This window comes from Enterobacter cloacae complex sp. SHL021 (genome assembly GCF_049237765.1).
In the GTDB taxonomy this organism is placed as follows: domain Bacteria; phylum Pseudomonadota; class Gammaproteobacteria; order Enterobacterales; family Enterobacteriaceae; genus Enterobacter; species Enterobacter cloacae.
Genome location: NZ_JBMKJG010000005.1, coordinates 238,062 through 255,315 on the forward strand (window position 1 = coordinate 238,062; position 17,254 = coordinate 255,315).

Here is a 17,254-nt window from a genome sequence, read left to right on the forward strand (position 1 = left end):
TGTTATTTAGGTGTAATTAATAATGCTTAAGTATTTATAACAACAAATGTACCAACATTTTCAGCCGTGAATAACAATATTGTCAATTAAAATCAATTCATTACGCCACTGAACGTATTCGAACAACTCTGGATGACAAGCATCGAACACAGAACCAGCAACAGAGAGTGTGGGCTATTCAGATAAAAAACGCTTTCTTTTAGTGCCCTAACCCGCTACACCAAGAGTCTTGACGTGACCAAAAGATAAATCGGCGTTTACGCTGTTAATGCTGTCAGGAAATGGTAATACAGATGAAAGCCAGCGACACAATGAAGGCTGTTAAGCAGTGGTTCAAGTTAAGCAACTATGATGTCCTTCAAGAGATCACAGTTAACGACCTAAGTTATGAAATCAGTCGGCGTGTATCATTGCACCGACATGATTTTACTAAAGAAGAACATTCCCGGCATGAACGCTATCTGGGAGAGGAAGCCAAGATTTTGGCTGGTCATCCTCTTTTAGCAAGTTCGACAGAAAGAACCGCCCCTACCACTAAAAAGAAAAACCCTTTAGTGGATGCGCGGCTGCATGTCAGGCATATGACCGTCAACGACATTAGCCGCTACGAGGCACGGCTACGGGACCTTGATCTACTTCACAGAGTAGGTTACTCATCCGATGCATCGTCTGTCCCGACATCAAAAGAGGATGGGATGCGGAAGCTGAGAGACATTGACGAGTTTGATGATGGGCATCCACTGTATTTGTGGTTAAACATTAAGTTTCTGACTGACGATGAGGTTATTGAGCATATCAAAAGAATGCTTCCTCAATGGCGAAAGGAGTATACCGTTGGCGAGCCAGCAATTGGTTCGTTTCGGTTTGGACTAAGCACTGTCAAAAAGGTGATCAACCTCAGGGTTATCCCCATGCTGGATCTGCTGCTTTGGGCGAAGAGGAATGATGCCAAAATCTCTAATGAGCAGTTTTCCCGTCTCCTTTACCCTAACGATTCAGAGGTCATCAGAGGCGGCTCTCAAATCAAAGATACCGACAAGCCTTTTGCTGAAAAAGTTCTCACGCGCGAATTTGATCGACTGTTTAATCTCTGGCTGAGTAAAAACGATTACATGATGGATACCAAGGTAGCCGAAGCGATGAAGATGAACGAAAAAGAAGAGGAATACGAGAAAAAAGGGAAGTAACCTACTTCCTGCATGTAGGGGACCACCGTCAAGTCTGGTCCCCATTCTTCAAAACCAGCGAAATCCACAAACTCCCATTTTCCCCTAAAACCAAGCCCTGCCACTTTCGCAAAAAATCTTGTTTGCCAATCTCTGCATCCTGCGATCTCAATTTTTCCTACTATAGCTCTTGTCGAAACAACAGAGGAAAAAACAAATGAGTAATGAAATCGCAGGTAAAAGATTAATCCGTGTTCCTGAAGTTCTGAGAAGAGTCGGATTTAGTCGAACCACAATGTATGAGCTTATTAAGGAAGGACGATTCCCGGATAAGGTAATCATAGGGGCAAGAGCTGTAGCCTTTGTGGAAAGTGAGATTGATGCATGGATTGAAAATACTATTTTCGATTCACGCAAAAATAATAAATAACATATAAGAGGAAGCGAAAATGAAAGTGCAAAAAATAGGAATAAATGTTAGTAATGATGATACAAAATACTTTGTTCTGAAAAGTGGCGAAGACTATGACTACTATTTGCGATGTATGCATGAGTATATGGGGGAAAGATTCTATCATAATCTTGAAGATGATGGTTATATGGAAGGTGTTTTAAAATCAATAATAGAGAATGGTAAGAAAGATTTTAATGAGTTCTTGAAAAAACATAAATATAAAGCATCGCTTAAAAACGTATATTTTGATGAAGTGCTTGTCAACCTGAGGCAGATACATCATATGATGAGTCACTATATTTTACATACATAATCGCTGGCGTCATCTATTCGGCCCCGCAAGGGGCTAATACCAAACGAAATGAATAAAAAGCATTTAATTATGAGGGTATAAATATGACTAAAGAAAATATTATTGAAAACAAATCAACAGAACTTTTTTATGATCTTGCTTGTAGATCATTTTGCGCAAGCTGGAATATGTTTATGGAAGTTAATGGCGATGGAGATGCCAATGATTATTTGGATGATCCTGATTTTATGAGTCCATTTATTATTTATGTGATTGACCATATTCAGAATAACTTTGAGAGATTCACCAAGCAAGAAGAAAACTGTGGTGATATTCATGAGGTTAACTTTGAACAAGTAGCAGCGCTGCTGGTAGGGTATTCAGAAAACTTTAGAAAGTAAGAACTAATCTTGCCCCGGAAGGGGCTAACTATAAACAATAGGAAAAACAGATGAAGAATGATATGTCAGTAATCGTAAGTATGTTATGTGAAAAAACACCTAAAGTGATGAATCTTATCCAAGAGAGCTTGGATATATTTATCGCATTAAGAGGTAGCTCAGTCGAAGAAATCATGAATGATAAGACTTTGTTAGATGATTTAAATCGTTATGTAAATGAGACACTGTATGATGAGATGGATCTGGAATATGGTTCTGTAATCATCAAGATAGTATCTAATAAATAGTATTAATACCTACTCGATATGTATCTAATATTTAACTTAATAAAGAGAATCAAGTATGAAAGAGATTATTTTAAATGAAAGTAATAAAATGAAAATAAATATTATCACAAATGTATTACAAGGATATTGCGAAACGATCTATAGTATCTCTGAAAAACAGCCTGAAACAGCCATGAATATTTTAACAGGGGAAATGTTATCAGAGATACTTTATGATGTTTTGATTGCTTGTGAAGTTGAAGACTCTGTTAAAAGTGGAAGAGGTAAAGATGTATCTGATATCAATATGGATGAGTTAAAGGAAACGATTTTATACTGGCATAAAGAGCATATTATTGAACTTGTACTGAAAAACATAAAACCGGATGATGCTGATGAGCGTATATACTGGAAGTTAAAAATGACTGTGAATCAGTTTTGAAAAATGGCAATATTCCCTCGTGCAGAGGGAAATAATCCTGTAATGAAACGGAGATAACCAATATGATTGATGAATTCCATGTTATGTATATGTATAAAAAAATCCAAGCTGAAGCTGCGACGACAGATATGAAAACACTGGAACAGCTTTTGAAGAAGTTCCGCCAAGTTGTCGCGGAACGCCGGGAAGAATACTATCAGGAGATTGGTGAGAAAAAGGCTCAGAAATTGAGAGCCAAGAGATTACAACAGTTGCTTGAGAAAATGGGCCGTGATCGTGTATCACCGGAGGATCTTATAGGTTAATGACAATTAACAAGATCGTGTGTGTTTGATTTTTAATACTAAAGTTTTATCTGTGATTGCCGATACTTATCCTGAATATTATCTTTTCTGAGGTCATTATGGATTCTGACGATAAAAAATCAGGTAAATTTTCAGGTGCAACGGCAGCTTTTGGGGCATTAGGCAGCATCGGTAAGAAAGTTCTTGCAAAAAAAGACACCGCCCAAAGTGAGGATGGTGAAATCACTGAATCAAAAGTCATGCAGGTACTGGACTGGGCCTATGATAAAGCCTGTAATGGTGTTGTAGGTTTGGATTCGGCGCAAGAGCTTGCTGCACCATATTTGAATGGTGATGGAGAACTTGTTGATAAGGTTAATGCGCTAATACGATGGCAAAATACAAAAGCGGGAACATCAGGCTTTATCACCGGCCTTGGTGGAATAATAACGCTCCCGGTGGCCATTCCAGCTAACATTTCAAGCGTCATATTTATACAAGTTCGTATGATCGCAGCAATTGCACATATGGGCGGGTATGATTTAAAAGATGACCGTGTTAAGACACTTGTATATACCTGTTTAACCGGAAATGCTGCGAAGGATATAGTGAAAAATATAGGTATAACAATTAGTACAAAAATGACAAATACCTTAATAAAAAATATTTCTGGTGAAACAATAAAAGCTATAAATAAAGCGGTAGGATTTAGACTTATAACTAAGTTTGGGCAAAAAGGTGCTATTAATCTTGGTAAAGCAATACCACTAGTTGGTGGTGTCGTTGGTGCTACATTTGATAGTGTATCCACCAATACTATTGGGAATATATCCCGTAATATTTTCATTGAAGAAAAAATACCTGAATGATGTTTGTATGGTGATAATTTTCAGTTCTGGCTTTTAACTATTCTAAATAGGTCGTGAAATGAAATCTTTAGACCGAGATTTAGCAAAAAAATTAATAAGAGCTGTAGGTTCGGAATATGAGTATCAGGTATCTGGTAATCCTCAAGATGCAGTTTTTGATGTTTACTTTGCTAGAGAAAAGCACGGTATCGCATTTCAAATTAGACATTCAACACATCCGTCGGCACAAGATGGCGGATGGCTACAAGTGCACCACTATGAGGGAGAGCCTGCGGATTGGGGACCTGCATTACATTCACTGAGAACAATGGGTGATGTAGTTGCATTTTGCCAAACGTTGATAACGTTCTCTCAAATAAAATCCAAAAGGCAAGCGTAGATAAATTACACTGTTATTCATCTGGCATATATTAAGTTCATACTTGGTAAATGCCAGATTAATGCTGAACTGATGCATTTAAAAAGACATTTTTCTTCTTTTTTTATTTGAGGACTCAAAATCTGATGAGATAGAAGAAAGCTGTTCAAGACTCAGCTCAACAGAGCGCTGGAACTCAAGAGCTGCCACTGTACGTTGTTTTATCACCAGAGCAATGATTTCGGCATCACTTTTTTCTTCAAGGGCTTTTCTGTAAAGTATTCGTTCATTAATTAAATCAAAATTTCCTGATGATTTAGCAGCGGTGTTAGCTGCTGAGTAACTTATAGGATTAAGCTCACTAATAAAACTATTCAAAAGAGATTGTCTTTTCTTATCCAGTCTGCGTAGTGTGGTATGTGCAGATCTATATTTGTTAATTTCATATGCAAATGCATCATCATCACGTAGCTTACGGTATCCTGCTCTATATTCGTCCATTGACGGATGATTTTTGAGTTCTTCAATCGTATTAAAATATGCTAATAAATCATTATTGTCTAATTGTACTTTTCTCATATATTGCCTTGTTATAATAATATTAATGAATATATTTTATTAAATATAGAACAAGTGTCAAATTAGTGATTTCATTCCTTGGTAAATCGTGATTTTTTTCAAATAATAAAATATATCAATGCCATATATTTACTAGTTGTTAATATAAAATATAATAAATATATCGACAAAATATATAGGTGATAATATGAAAGAGAGTACTTGGGATGAAATATCAGAAATAAACGAAAGGTTTTATAAGGCAAAAGCTGACGCAAACAATAAAATATTCAATGCTGATACAGGAATAGATAATGAAGCCTTAAGAAGGGTTCAACAAGCTGTTTTAAAACAGGGGAATAGAGGTCTTGCAGAAGAGTTGCATAAAGCAATGTTTGAGAATAGCGCTGTAATGAGAGTTAAACATGCGGAGCGAGTTTCAAGTTCATTGAACGAATGGTTTAATGTAAGCGCTTTTAGCGATAAAATAAAATCAGAAGGTGATGTAAAAGAAAGAGAGGTAATGGCATCTAAATCCGAAGCATTCAAAGACGCACCTTACTTTTCTGTTGGTATGTATCAACATAATATAGATCAGCCAGATGTAAAGGATGCTTATATAAATAGGGTAGAACAATTAACCAAAGATATGGAATATCAGGTTAGTTTTGCGGTTAGTAGAGAAAACCATATGAACAATACCATTGAGGCCGCTAAACAGCTTTTAGGTGTTGAAGTTTTCAATAAGCTATATGCTGGGGAGTCTTTAGACATAGCACCAACACCAGAACCTGTAGCGATAGTGAAAGAACAGGCAGAAGTCGATAACCTAGATGATATAATAAGTGTTAACGAGCAATTTTACCAAGTTAAAAGACAAGCTGATGAAAAAATATTCAATATTGATACTGGCATTGATAATGCTGCATTGAAAAGAGTGCAGGAAGAAATACTCAAGCAAGGCAACAGAAATCTTTCAGAAGAACTTCATACAGCTATGTTTGATAACCGAGCTGTAATGAGAGTTAAACATGCTGAGAGAGTATCCAGTTCTTTGGGGGTGTGGTTTAACAAAGAAGGATTTAATGAAAAAATAAAAAAAGAAGGTGATGTTAAAGAAAGGGATGTAGTCGTTTCCAGATCGGAAGCATTTAAAGATGCACCTCATTTTTCTGTTGGAATGCTTCCTACTGATATAAATGATCCAGTAGCAAAAAGTACTTATATAAATAGAGTTCAGACGCTAACTAAAGAAATGGCATCTCAAGTTGATTTTGCCGTTAAAAGAGAAAATCATATGAGCAGGACATTAGATGCAGCAAGAGAGTTTTTGGGCATTGAAGTGTTTAATAAACTTTATACTCAGACGCATGAAAAGGTTATAAGTTTTAAAGATAAATTAAAAAATGTAAAACAGTCTTTATCTGAACCTGTTTCTCAGGATATGAGAAGTAAAAATAGAATGAAGTTAAACTAGTAATGACGAAAGAATAAAAATAAATCACGTAGGCTGCAAATAATTTCCATTGTTCGCCTCAGAGTTTACCTCTTGCATGGTTATTTACGAGAGCTTAAAAAGGCTCATGATGAGCCTTTTATGATAATAGTTTAGCTTTAAAATATTCCATGAATATCACCATGTGAACCTTTAACTCTCTGAAGAATTGGATGGATTGTCTAAACATCATAAGTGGAACAAGTTCAATATCTTCAGCTTCACGTATAAAATCATCATCTAAATATTTTTTAAGTTTCTTTCTGTTTTCGAATGAAAAAATATCGGCGTAATTTCTTGCTGCCTCTAAAGCTATCTCCCTTGTGGGTTTGGTAATGTATTTTAAGGCACCGCCACAGTTCTTTACAGCCATTAACTGTAATTCATACGATGGGTTAGGTATCTGACCAAGAGCCATTCCATTGCTATTCACAGCGATTTTATAAAAATCATTTAAACTTTCTTGCTTAATAAATGGGATGACATATTTAAGGTTGTAACCATCATGTTGAATCGCTATTTTACACAACTCCTGTGTAGGGTTATTTAAATACTGTATATTTGCCCCTGATTTTTTTAATATTTTTTTACACAGAGAGTATGATGGTTCATTTTTGAATTCTAAAACATTAGCTGCATGTAGTATGCTGCCACCATTTCTTTCTAGATTTATATCGCTATTTAGTTTATCTAAATAGGGTTTATACTCATCTTCAATATCTGAGCATGAAATCTTGTAAATAGAGTTTTTTGCATAATATGAAGATATAGGTTCATAATAATATTTCTCTCCATCCATTTGGAATAAAATTATGATACCATCACAATAACTATTCCCACGTACTATTATTTTGCTTTTTTTCATAAAAACCTCATTTAATGTTAATGACTGTTGTATATTTTCTTTATTATCAATTTCCTCAGTATAATCATCGATAATGTTGTTTTCTGATACTGAGTTTAAGTCAATATCGACATCAGGCGTAAACTGTGGAAAAAACGTTCTCTATGCCTTTACTGACTGTTCTCAATGATTATTTATAGTCCCGTTTCTTTATAGGATTTAATGTTCTGTACTGGCCCTATAGAAAGAGATTCGCATTTATCATTGTATGTTTTCCTTCTTGCACTAGAATATTTTTATTTATAAGTTTCTGCCAGCATTTACTTACGTTAGATCTACTCATGGCAAGCTCTTCTGCAAGAGCAGATTGTGAAACACTGGCGATCAGATTTCCATGCTGCATGAGCTTACATAAATGGATCATTATTGTATATTCTGCACCCGACATGTTTTTTCCGAACTTTTCCAGATTATCCACAAAGGCGTGAAGATAATTTATTCCCGGTTGTATATCAGAAATATTTTCTTTTGTCGTTGCTTTAACTTTTCGGTTTTTATTGTGGATTCCGTATGTCTCTATTTTATTCTCATCAGTAAAGTGATTGCTTATTATATAATTGCCCACTTCTTCACAACTGTTAGTCATTATTTTAGTGTGATCAGTTTTCATATGTTTTTCCTTTTATTATTATTGTTTGTATTTATATAATGCAGGACATGTCATTGTCAAAAATAAATGTGAAAAAATGAAATAAAATATACTTTTGTGAGATTACGCTCACTGATTTAAGTGGTTTTTAAATATAACAGAGTTTTCGAAGAAAGATGTTTGGTTTCAGTACAGAAAAATTTCACCGTAAAAATATTTAATATAATGATTTTAACTTGGAGTGCGCCAGCCAACTCGTTCCGTCTTATCTTCTGTCATATCTTTACTTTGAATGATAGACAGCAAGTGATTGTATAAAACAATCACTAAGCGCTGCTTGGTTATAGGGATATGTTATTTTTTTCTTTTAATACATAGCGGCTATCGCCGCAATTATTTATGGATAAATCCATCATTAACAGGGATGAACCCTGTTTCAGCAATGTGATTGTCTTGAACAATCACGAAGTGCTGCTTATGCGCATATTTTTCATTCAGTGAAGAGTAATATACCCCGTTTTACAGAGTTAACACTTTACACGGCTATGGGATCTTTTTTAAAGCAGGATGAGGAAACGATCTAAATACGATCCTTTTTTACTTTCCTAGCCAGTATGGAAACTACCTAATGAAAGTAAAAATATATTAATGTCAGCGTCAGGGCGTAGCCGTGCTTTAGCACATGAGCGTTAGCTCATAGATGGTGGTGATTTTCAAAAAAGGATTTTAATGGAATAAAAAGGAAAGCTTTGCAATAAAAAATGCAACCCGAAAATGATTAATCATTTCAAGGTTGAAACCCCATGTGGCGATCATAAAAATCGCCCGGTTTCTGTTTATCCTCTTAAGTATTATCTCTTACTTCTTGCAAAATTAAATTGAGACAAAATCGGCTTGTAGCCCTTGCCGTATAAGGGATTGAACAAAAAAACGGGACTGACCGTACAGTCAGTGTTCCTGACTCTGTGGTCAGTATTCCTGACTGTACAGTGAGCTTTCCTGACTCTGTAGTCAGTTTCTATGTCATTTTATTGGTTAAAAATGACAGTGCTTTAAATTATAGTCACTGGAATACTTGCGATTTCTAAAATATTTTCGCAAAAAAATATGCAAAAAACTTGATATTTGTTTTGTGCATGGTATTTAAGTATAAATAAAACAATAAGAGGTAATGTCGTGATGAATGAAATAGAAGTTGATTTAGATTTAGGCTTAAATCCTTTTTGCTTTGAGACAGAGATAAAGATTGAAACAAGAAAGAAGAACCTGACTGTTTCAAGAGGAACAGAACTTATTGAAAGGAAGGATACCAGCAAATCTTATTTTGCCAATATAGTACATACACAAGAGGTCGATAAAGAAGAGTTCATTAAGCTCTACACTTCCCAGATAAAAGCATATTTTGATTTAACGAAAACAGCGTACAAGGTGTTTTTCATATTTCTCCGTATCTATCAGGATGCGATAGGTAAAGATCACTTTTACCTGAGCTGTAAAAAAGCAATGTCGCTTGCAGAAAAGATAGATCACTTCGTCTTGTCTGAATCTATCTTTTACAGAGGTATAAAAGAACTTATTGAGAAACGTATTATTGCTAAAACGAATGAAAAAAACTGGTATTTTATAAATCCTGCTATTGTGTTCAATGGTGATCGTGCTCGCTTTGTTTCAGAGATTAGAAAAAAGAAAGAAACAATGGAAGAACAAAGCGAAAATGATTTTGGTAGGCGCGATACAAACAGCAATGCTGAAGTGAAAAGCAGGTCGATTCAGTCAGTGATAGAAGATGTTAATGACCAAGAGGATATTGATTTGTTAATCGCAAGATTACAGGCTAAAAGATCCCAAGCGAAAATGATGGATAAAAGCGCGGATGGAGCTATTGCTACCAAGGGAGAAACGCTTCTACCGCCAGAAGAACCGTTAGAGTGGGACAATATTCATGGAGAGGACTTTTTAACAAAAATGACTTTCAGTGACCGAGTTCGTTAACCTATAAACCTTGCGCACATGCGGAATCTGAACAATGTCTATGTGGCAATGCTTGGTAACGGTGAGTCCGAACATGAGCTGAAGGGCGATCTCTATGAGATATTAGCTCAGGCCAATGATAGACTTAAGATCTCTGTTGTGATGTGCAGAGTTATATGATTATATATGTAAATCAGCCTATTAGGCTTAACATCCTCGTATCAAAGTTCGGCAGAGACTACGTCTAGCAGTAATTTTCAGAAAATTATTTTATATCAAGTGGTTATGGTTGGTTAAAAGTTTTCATCTTCTTAAGGTGCTGATATGGACGCAAATGATTTAAAAGAAACTTTAATCAGAATCTTCAAAACAAGAAATTCTGGCCCATTCCTATTTGTTGGTTCTGGTTTCTCTCGGCGGTATTTAGGAATCAAAGATTGGAAAGGGCTTTTGGATAATTATTGTGTTTCAGGAAAACCATTTGAGTATTATCTCGCAGCAGGGGATTCAACTTATCCTACAGCAGCTAGACTCATTGCTGAAGACTTTAATACTACATGGTGGAGTGACGCAAAATATGCTGGGAGTCGTGAAAGATATAGTAAGAAGGTTACCGATAATACATCCGCGTTACGTTTTGAAATCTGTGATTATCTCGCTACTTCATTCGAAGTCCCGATCAAGGATAGCGAGCATCAGGACGAAATTGAAATACTTTCAAGGCTCAATGTTGATGGAATAATAACAACCAACTGGGACTGTTTTCTTGAGCAGCTTTTCCCAGACTATAAAGTTTATACTGGTCAGAATGAGTTATTGTTTTCCAATCCGCAATCAATAGCAGAAATATATAAAATACACGGTAGTGCACATAAGCCTAAAAGTCTTATCTTAACTGATCATGACTATAATGAGTTTAATAACAAAAATCCTTACCTAGCAGCAAAGCTGATAACGATATTTGTGGAGCACCCTGTTGTTTTTATAGGCTATTCACTTTCTGATAAAAACATTACTGATTTACTTGGTGCGATTTCAATATGTATTGGAAAGGATAATATTTCACAGTTACGCAATAACTTAATATTCATTGATAGAGAGGAAGGACTCACCGACTATTCAATATCTGAAACTTTTACAACGATCGAAAGAACACAGATACCAATAACATTAGTTAGAACTGATGATTTAAATCCTGTTTATGAAGCTATTGAGACAAATAAAAGAAAAATCCCAGCCCGTATTCTTCGATATTGCAAAGAGCAGTTATATGAGGTAGTTAAGTCGAACTCAACAGAATCAAAAATTTATGTAGTTGACATCGATGAGGTTGAAAAACATGATGATGTAGAGTTTGTTGTCGGCGTTGGTGTTGCTGAGGCTCGAAAAAAAGAAGAAGAGATTGGCAAGCTAGGTTATACACAAATAAACAATATAAATCTTTTTCACGACCTTTTACATGAGGATAATTCATATGATGCAAATAGCATTTTACAGAATGTTATTCCTAATGCGGGTCGATTCTCTCCGAATATAATCGTTTTTAAATACCTAAAAGAAATAGGTATTGTTGATGAAGCACAATATAGAGCATCTAAATATAATTTGGATAAATGGGTTTTAAGAAATGATACAAGTTATCAATGTAAAGGATATTTTAGGACGTTTGTAAGAAAATTTAAGGATAAGGATACTAGATATATTATCGAGCATACCACACCAGAAGTAGCAGCAATCCATCTGCCTTTTCTGATGAATAAGTTAGATCTGAAATTAGTTAAAAAGTTTTTAATTAATAATGAAGAGAAACTGAATCCTGATAAATCAACTTATGCTAGTTATTTTAAAAAGTTAGCTTGCTTATATGATAAGCTATTACATGGTTGGTAATTTCTATAAAAATACCGAAGGAAGTCATGTTTGTTCGACTTCCTTTGGTATGTTATTTTTATTTGTTAATTTATAAGATGCTTTCTACTATGTAAATTAATCAATCCAGCAACCCACGCGAGACCTTACTCGCTGTCTGACTGAAATTATATCGCTCAACAACATTCCCCTTGAACCAGATCTCAAGGGAGTTCATGTGAGCTGTGTTGCTGTTTTTAAGCAGGGCCAGACCGGGGATGTAGTTCGAGATCTGACTCTCGCCTGACATGCTGGAGTAGGACCACATTTCCTGACCGTCATTGGTAGCTCGCGTTTGTGGTTCCCCGAATGCATTAATAACATCTTGCTGAGTAGTTTTCCCTTTAACGATTTTGGCTTTTACGGTTTGTTGGGATTCGTCTTTCAGAGATTTGTTGCCGTAGGTTGTGCAAGCGGTAAGAGGCAGGCTCACCAGAGCAGCGATAAACAGTTTTTTCATGTTAACTCCATATAAACAGTAAACGAAAAAATAGGCGTAAAGACGCCGGGACCAGATGTGAGATACCTCTGGCTACTTAAATTTGTGTTAATGGCTGAAGAAGAAAGCCGCTTATCAAAAGCCTGTGAGTTTTTATCTAATCAGCTAACTGCATCCTTCATGGTTGTTTTCCCTGATGTTGCATTAATCAAAGCTATTTAAAGGCCATAAATCGACATTAACCGCTTATCTCATGGTCCAACGCTCTATCCACTTGAATCAGCTCGTAAACTGTCTGGTGGTCCTCTGGTTTACTCTACTCATTAACGATTCCTCTAGCAAGAAAATGATCGATATTACAGATCGATAATAAGCTATTGATAGATAATAACGATTGAAAATGATTTATCGATCGGTGCTTTAATTGGTCATATCGATCGAATATAAAAATATGATAGTCTACATCTATCGTTAGTTTTATTTTGATCGTTACAAACGATATGACGGCCCACAAAAATAATTGAATCCTATCAATTGGTTAATCAGGTGGTTTTGTTGCGTTATGCCAGTAAGAACAAGCCTTAATGACTACAGATGCGCTGCAGACTACCTCTTTATAAAAGCATTTTTGATTATCAGGATGGATAGGAAGATGAAGAAGATTTTACTCGTTACTTGCACAGCTCTTGCTTTGACGGGATGCGGTGAAAAAGGCGATTTTGAGAAAGCGATCAACGCGAAAATATCACAATCGAAGCTGTGCTACTCCCTGCAGGACAACGACATTGTATTCAACAAAGGTTTTCCGATTAAGGTTAACCGTGGCTACCGTTCTGCTGGATACAGTGCCAGTGATGAAATCCTTAAAGGACTTGTTGAACAAGCGCTGCTTACTGTTTCACAACAGGCAAATGGCTTTAGCAGTGTTGATGTTCTGGAAGTCACGGACAAGGGCCAAGAGGTTGAGTTTTGGGACCGTGAGAAAGGTGCCTGTGTTGGTCATCGGGAAGTTTCTGAGATAAAGGAATGGACCGAACCGGGAAACGGTGATCAGAAAGTTGTTCGCGTGTCATATACATGGAAGTTGGCGGATGTTCCTTCATGGGTGGACAAGAAAGCGTTCTCCAGCGTCAAGGGTATGGATGAACCTGAAGAAGGCATGATTAACATTGTTAAAACCAGCAATGGCTGGAAAGCGATGTAAGGGGGCTATTGTGGAAAACAATACAATCCAATGTCCGTTTTGCCTGAAAGAGAGCCAGCGCGGTGTGCATATCTGCACCGGTTGCATGGCGACTGTTTTATATGGGGCCTACCCCGGCTGGTATGCTGCTGTGGTTATCTTACTTACATTCGGCCTGTCTATCCTGATCGGAATGTCTACAGGCATAGCGGGTGCTACTATCAGCCTACCGATAATTGCAGTCGTTGGGTTTGTAGCAGGTAAGGTAATTTTCTCTGATAATGTTGTATTCAGGAGGAGGATGTAAAACCCCCTTACTGTAAATGCAAAGAAACCATGTCTGCGGATCTAGATGTGGTTTTTTATTGCATAACACGTCAATTTATATTCCAAAATGATATATGCAACATGTTGCCTGTCAGGCAACACTTGGCTATTATCAAATCATGGACGAACGAACTCGTTTGTCTTTGCTCTTTAAAAACCTCTAGGATCGGTAAAGGACTGAGTGAAATTTTCAGTCAACCATTTCTCCAATACGAGACGTGGCCCATGTCCCTCTTCATTGTGATCGTAACTTTATGCGAAATGCATGTTGCAATCGTATATCTACGATACGGCATTGTTTAATGCTGAAATGGCGGGGTATCCAATCAGTTGTGTTGGATGGGTGTTGGCTGGCTTTGTCTACGGTGTGCAACACGATCCACAGGACATTTTGGCGGGGATGCAAGTTGCATCGTGTTGTTAAAATGAGAGGTTTTTATGAAAGATGTTTTAGACACTTTGCGCCGAGTGCGTGAGAAGAGCAAACACACTGTAGACAATAGCTCTTTGAAAGAACTGGATGATGCAATACAAGCCCTTGAAGAGAGAATCAGGGAAAATTCAAAAGGCTGGTCTGCCTTAGATTATCTTCCCTATGTTGCTAGGATCTTGGCTGTAGTTAAGTTTCTACACGGTGATTCTGATATTCATTGATTTCTTCCTACTAAGGAGATTTGTTATGTATCCATCTTCATTTTTTGAACGAGCAGCCAGCCATGTCAATCCCATTATCTGAGGTGCATTATGTTAGATATTGGTTCAACCATTAAACTATGCCGTGAGGCACGTAAGCTCACACTACAAGAACTATCAGATAGAACGGATTTAACTAAATCATATTTATCTCGTATAGAAAATAATCAAAGAGACCCTACTATTACAGCGTTAGAAAAAATATCATCAGCGCTACATATTCCACTAAATATCATTATCCTTCTTTCTGAAAGTGAAGAGGCAAATGATGAGTTTTCTGATATCAATAATATGCTCAAAAAAACTATAATGGATACATTAGTTAATGCATAAAAATTGGAGTTATTCAAACAGGCCACTTGCTAAATTAGAGTCTCTATTCAAAATACTAGAAACAAACGAAGAGAGGCTCGCTTATGTTTTAAAAAACAAAAAGAATTATTTTAAAACGGTACCAGTAATAAGAAAAGGAAAAAAAAGAACAACGTATAAAGTAGTTGGTGAGTTATTAAAAATACATGAGCTTATTAAACAGCGTATTTTTTCGAAGATATCACTACCGGAGTATATTACTGGCGGTAGGAAAGGAATCAGCTATATAGATGATTGTATATTCCATCGTGATAAGTCAATTATCATTCAAGAAGATATGAAGGATTTTTTTCCTTCTATAAAAGAAGAACTGATAGCTAAAGCATTTCAATATTACATGAACTTCTCTCCTGAAGTTTCATCATTAATAGCCAAGCTATCAACACTTGAAGGTTCACTTGTTCAAGGGACTAAGTTAAGTACTGACATTGCCAACTTGATATTTTTAGAAGAAGAGGCTCTTATCAGTGCGGAAGTCGGAAAATTAGGTGGAAACTACACGAGATATGTCGATGATATAACTATTAGCTTCGAGTCAGAAGTTAATAATGAAGATATTTCGAAAATAAAAACAATGATTTTATCAATGGCGCTCAAAAGTGGGGTTAGATTAAATAGACAGAAATCAAAAGTTTTGAGGAATGGTCATTCCAAAATCGTACATGGTGTAAAAGTAATCAAAGAGCTTAGGCCAACACAAAAAAGAAAAGATAACATAAGGATGTGTCTTTTCAATTTGAAGAAAAAAGTAATTGAAAAAGAAAGAATTATGGATATTCTTGCATTGTATTTTAAAATTAGAGGATTAATAAATACATTAAAACAGCAAGGCGATAAAAATTATGCAGAGTATATAAAACAAGTTAATCTGCTAGTTGCTGCTGTTGATAAAAAGGATGCAATAAAATCAATCAGGGAGATGAGAAAAGTTAAGGATATCAAGAAATTAAGAAAATTATATTCAAAGTTAAAACCATTAGGTAATTCATCTAAAAGTGTATCTACCATTTTGGATGTTGAATATAAAACCTGCAAATGTAAGCTAAATAGCTAACTGATCGATAAATTATGGGTGAATTAGCTTATTTATTAACACAATAATTGTATGGTCTCAATCGTGGTGAATTACAAAATTTGCTCATTTTAAATAATTTATGGGCGAAGTATAGAACCAGTCCACTTAATAAAAGATGTGGTTTTTATCTACAAGTTTATCATGTTCAATGCTAGTGGTGTCGTGTTTCATTAACTGGAGTTTTTATAGTGAATAAAATGAATGATAGACTTAATCAGCTATACATCAAAAACATTAATATTCTTAATGAGTACAGTAAAAAGCATTCAGATAAAAATCTACATGGACCACTTCTTTTAAATATCAGTAATTATTCATCTCAGAAATTAAAGCTAATGGTTGTGGGGCAGGAGACGTTTGGCTGGAATAAATCTCCCTCTATAGCAGCTCAAAGAGCTACGTATCAAAAATTTAATTTTGGATCATCATATTATAGTAGTGCTTTTTGGAATGTAATTAGGAAGGTGGAAAGATCACTAAATATTGAACCATATGCTATAGCGTGGTCAAATCTCAATCGATTTGATGTTGATTGTGGGTCACCAGATCGTACAGAACTTGCACAAGACATTGCTTCGCTAGACTATTTGGTTAAAGAGGAAATTAGCATTCTTAAACCCGATGTATGTATATTTTTTACAAATCACAAGTATGATAAAAGACTGAGGGACTTATACCAAGATCTGATTTTTGATAATGTTCATGGATTGCCAAAGAAACACTTTTCAAAATTAAATCACCCAGAGCTTCCGAAGTATACGCTTAGAGCGCCGCACCCTAGAACAATTAGAACGCAGCGATGGGAAGATGATTTTATTATGGCTGTTTCACAATTTAAAAATGGTTGATTAGCAATTTATTATTTTAATAACACATGCCATGAAAAAGGAGATATTGGATGTAATTATTATCTCTTTTTTCATATTATCTATGATTTGGCGGTTTTAAACGCGGTATATATTTTTTTTTGCTTTCAGACTGTATGGGAGTAATTAGATCTAGACTAATATTATGTTCTGCCTGAACGAGTTTAGGACGACTTGGAAAACGCCTAATTTCATCAGATGTTGGTTTGTAGTCATCCTTGTTAAATCTTGCACGTCTTTCATGCTCAGCTGACCTGCCCCCACGATTAGATACAACACTCAGTTAGTAACGTCGGAATCTTCATTCTCAGAATGACCCTTTCTCCAGCCCGCTGCAAATTC

Annotated in this window: 21 protein-coding genes and 2 pseudogenes; 18 read left to right on the plus strand and 5 right to left on the minus strand. The window is 35.8% G+C overall.

All coding sequences use genetic code 11. From position 1 onward, the window contains the following. Positions 1-293 precede the first annotated feature (293 nt). The 9 genes from ACOTZF_RS07220 (at position 294) to ACOTZF_RS07260 (ending at position 4,553) form a co-directional block, all read left to right on the plus strand. Positions 294-1,187, plus strand: a complete 894-nt coding sequence (locus ACOTZF_RS07220; RefSeq protein ID WP_129317817.1) for a DUF6387 family protein — start codon at positions 294-296, stop codon at positions 1,185-1,187. Positions 1,188-1,383: 196 nt separating this feature from the next. After that, positions 1,384-1,596, plus strand: a complete 213-nt coding sequence (locus ACOTZF_RS07225) for a helix-turn-helix transcriptional regulator (protein ID WP_129317818.1) — start codon at positions 1,384-1,386, stop codon at positions 1,594-1,596. Between the two features lie 19 nt (positions 1,597-1,615). Continuing rightward, a complete protein-coding gene (locus ACOTZF_RS07230) occupies positions 1,616-1,933 on the plus strand; it encodes a hypothetical protein (RefSeq protein WP_103180576.1) in 318 nt (105 codons plus the stop codon). A gap of 83 nt (positions 1,934-2,016) precedes the next feature. Beyond that, positions 2,017-2,313, plus strand: a complete 297-nt coding sequence (locus ACOTZF_RS07235; protein WP_129317819.1) for a hypothetical protein — start codon at positions 2,017-2,019, stop codon at positions 2,311-2,313. A 50-nt stretch (positions 2,314-2,363) separates the two neighbouring features. Further along, positions 2,364-2,600, plus strand: coding sequence for a hypothetical protein (locus tag ACOTZF_RS07240; protein ID WP_023302109.1), 237 nt, complete (start codon positions 2,364-2,366; stop codon positions 2,598-2,600). A 55-nt stretch (positions 2,601-2,655) separates the two neighbouring features. Then, a complete protein-coding gene (locus tag ACOTZF_RS07245) occupies positions 2,656-3,021 on the plus strand; it encodes a hypothetical protein (RefSeq protein ID WP_117071643.1) in 366 nt (121 codons plus the stop codon). 62 nt (positions 3,022-3,083) lie between these two features. Beyond that, on the plus strand, positions 3,084-3,326 hold the full coding sequence (locus tag ACOTZF_RS07250; RefSeq protein ID WP_100280098.1) for a DNA-binding protein: 243 nt from the start codon (positions 3,084-3,086) through the stop codon (positions 3,324-3,326). A 98-nt stretch (positions 3,327-3,424) separates the two neighbouring features. Beyond that, entirely contained in the window at positions 3,425-4,174 is a 750-nt protein-coding gene (locus ACOTZF_RS07255; RefSeq protein WP_084831986.1) for an EcsC family protein, read from the plus strand. 58 nt (positions 4,175-4,232) lie between these two features. After that, positions 4,233-4,553: a hypothetical protein gene (locus tag ACOTZF_RS07260; protein WP_126502050.1), complete on the plus strand. Its 321-nt coding sequence runs from the start codon at positions 4,233-4,235 to the stop codon at positions 4,551-4,553. A gap of 78 nt (positions 4,554-4,631) precedes the next feature. Here ACOTZF_RS07260 and ACOTZF_RS07265 read toward each other — a convergent pair whose 3' ends face one another. Further along, positions 4,632-5,111, minus strand: coding sequence for a DUF4756 family protein (locus ACOTZF_RS07265; protein WP_129317820.1), 480 nt, complete (start codon positions 5,109-5,111; stop codon positions 4,632-4,634). A 187-nt stretch (positions 5,112-5,298) separates the two neighbouring features. On the opposite strand from ACOTZF_RS07265, the gene ACOTZF_RS07270 reads away from it, so the two are divergent. Continuing rightward, positions 5,299-6,567, plus strand: a complete 1,269-nt coding sequence (locus tag ACOTZF_RS07270; protein ID WP_129317821.1) for a hypothetical protein — start codon at positions 5,299-5,301, stop codon at positions 6,565-6,567. 118 nt (positions 6,568-6,685) lie between these two features. Here the strand turns inward: ACOTZF_RS07270 and ACOTZF_RS07275 are convergent, their stop codons facing one another. Then, entirely contained in the window at positions 6,686-7,450 is a 765-nt protein-coding gene (locus ACOTZF_RS07275; protein WP_164989323.1) for a hypothetical protein, read from the minus strand. A 30-nt stretch (positions 7,451-7,480) separates the two neighbouring features. Beyond that, positions 7,481-8,099 (minus strand): annotated as a pseudogene (locus ACOTZF_RS07280) (hypothetical protein); the annotation flags it as partial. A gap of 1,158 nt (positions 8,100-9,257) precedes the next feature. On the opposite strand from ACOTZF_RS07280, the gene ACOTZF_RS07285 reads away from it, so the two are divergent. Further along, a complete protein-coding gene (locus tag ACOTZF_RS07285; RefSeq protein ID WP_129317822.1) occupies positions 9,258-10,070 on the plus strand; it encodes a hypothetical protein in 813 nt (270 codons plus the stop codon). Positions 10,071-10,373: 303 nt separating this feature from the next. Further along, a complete protein-coding gene (locus ACOTZF_RS07290) occupies positions 10,374-11,939 on the plus strand; it encodes an SIR2 family protein (RefSeq protein WP_129317823.1) in 1,566 nt (521 codons plus the stop codon). A 100-nt stretch (positions 11,940-12,039) separates the two neighbouring features. On the opposite strand, the gene ACOTZF_RS07295 is transcribed toward ACOTZF_RS07290, so the two are convergent. Beyond that, on the minus strand, positions 12,040-12,417 hold the full coding sequence (locus ACOTZF_RS07295) for a hypothetical protein (RefSeq protein ID WP_047361940.1): 378 nt from the start codon (positions 12,415-12,417) through the stop codon (positions 12,040-12,042). A 631-nt stretch (positions 12,418-13,048) separates the two neighbouring features. On the opposite strand from ACOTZF_RS07295, the gene ACOTZF_RS07300 reads away from it, so the two are divergent. From ACOTZF_RS07300 to ACOTZF_RS07325, 6 genes are all read left to right on the plus strand, one after another. Then, positions 13,049-13,600 carry a membrane lipoprotein lipid attachment site-containing protein gene (locus tag ACOTZF_RS07300; RefSeq protein WP_129317824.1) on the plus strand — a complete coding sequence of 184 codons (552 nt, stop codon included), beginning with the start codon at positions 13,049-13,051 and terminating at the stop codon, positions 13,598-13,600. 10 nt (positions 13,601-13,610) lie between these two features. Next, positions 13,611-13,886, plus strand: coding sequence for a hypothetical protein (locus ACOTZF_RS07305; protein ID WP_129317825.1), 276 nt, complete (start codon positions 13,611-13,613; stop codon positions 13,884-13,886). Positions 13,887-14,344: 458 nt separating this feature from the next. Beyond that, entirely contained in the window at positions 14,345-14,560 is a 216-nt protein-coding gene (locus ACOTZF_RS07310) for a hypothetical protein (RefSeq protein WP_008499885.1), read from the plus strand. A gap of 90 nt (positions 14,561-14,650) precedes the next feature. Next, entirely contained in the window at positions 14,651-14,932 is a 282-nt protein-coding gene (locus ACOTZF_RS07315; RefSeq protein ID WP_129317826.1) for a helix-turn-helix domain-containing protein, read from the plus strand. After that, complete coding sequence (locus ACOTZF_RS07320) at positions 14,925-16,025, plus strand: reverse transcriptase family protein (protein WP_272036181.1); 1,101 nt, start codon at positions 14,925-14,927, stop codon at positions 16,023-16,025. Before ACOTZF_RS07315 ends, ACOTZF_RS07320 begins: the two co-directional genes overlap by 8 nt. Positions 16,026-16,243: 218 nt before the next feature. Further along, complete coding sequence (locus tag ACOTZF_RS07325; protein WP_129317838.1) at positions 16,244-16,894, plus strand: hypothetical protein; 651 nt, start codon at positions 16,244-16,246, stop codon at positions 16,892-16,894. Between the two features lie 76 nt (positions 16,895-16,970). On the opposite strand, the pseudogene ACOTZF_RS07330 reads toward ACOTZF_RS07325, so the two are convergent. Beyond that, a pseudogene (locus tag ACOTZF_RS07330) lies at positions 16,971-17,162 on the minus strand (molybdopterin-guanine dinucleotide biosynthesis protein MobA); the annotation flags it as partial. Positions 17,163-17,254: the final 92 nt, after the last annotated feature.